The sequence below is a fragment of the Shewanella benthica KT99 genome (genome assembly GCF_000172075.1).
GTDB lineage: Bacteria > Pseudomonadota > Gammaproteobacteria > Enterobacterales > Shewanellaceae > Shewanella > Shewanella benthica_A.
The window spans coordinates 1-1042 of the sequence record NZ_ABIC01000117.1 but is presented as its reverse complement, the minus strand read 5'-3'; the positions used below and the strand labels follow the sequence as shown (position 1 = coordinate 1042).

The following is a 1042-nucleotide window of genomic DNA, read 5'->3' as shown; positions in this document are numbered from 1 at the left end:
AAATACGGACTTGAATAGCAATACCAGTCGATTGCCGATACTCGCGGTAAGCCCCTTACCTGAATAATCGGCCATTTGTTGTAAATTACGCTGCACATGGGCAAGGCAAAATTGATGCCGTTCGGGCTCAATCCAGTTGTAGCTGGGACATTGGTCACTCACGACAATCGCTTGGGTATGCTCGCCTAATATCGATTTGGCTGCATCCTTATTACGAAAATATTTCACCTGTTGGAATACGGCATCCTCACTCGATAACAACCAGACCCAGCGGGTATGCTCTTCACCATTACGATTGTGCGTCGTCTCGTCAACATGCACTAATGACGCTTTTTTTATGTGTTGATGCAGAGCTTGGTGTGTCGGCGTCAGCATACTACTGACTCGCCCTTGCGCTTCAGAAATCAGACCGATAGAGAAATGAGTCCCGTATTGGTCTTGCAGTAAACGTTGAATTTTACGTACGCTCAGGTGATACAAGCCACTGAGCACAGCCACGTAACTGAGCAATCGTGGCCCCATCTGACCATCGGGAGCCTCTTCAGGCAAGGCTCCTTTACTCACTGTGTTGCACTGCTGACAACGCCCGTGAAATAACTGGTATTCGGTGATATCAAGTGTAGGTTTAGGTAATTCAAACACCTGATGGCGATAACTTGGCGACGAGTTAGCCACAACTTTACCGCCACAATCAGCGCAGCAACTATCTGGCAAACAAGCAATTCTCTCGTCAGTCTCTGTAAGCTTTGCTAATGGTCTTTTATGCCCCGTATGTCCAGGTTGAGCGCCAACCTTATTTCCACTACGAGGCGTTTGAGCTTTTTTCGCTCGGCCTTATCCGCAGGGGAGTCAGAGGATGGTGATTTGGATGAGTTTCTAGAGCTCAATGCTAGGCGGTCTTCATATTCACGTAACTTTTCCCACAGTTCTTGAATGAGTAAGTTTGCTTTTTTTTCACCGAGTTCAGCAACCGTAGGCGGCTCTGTTGCGAATTGTTTTTTCTTTTTCATGAAGCTATTTTGACACGGCAAAGAGATCGTTC

Annotated in this window: 1 pseudogene; it reads right to left on the bottom strand. The window is 46.9% G+C overall.

Features of this window, described 5'->3' with window-relative positions:
* A pseudogene (gene tnpC / locus KT99_RS19830) lies at nucleotides 1-1010 on the bottom strand (IS66 family transposase); the annotation flags it as partial.
* Between the last annotated feature and the right edge of the window lie 32 nt (nucleotides 1011-1042).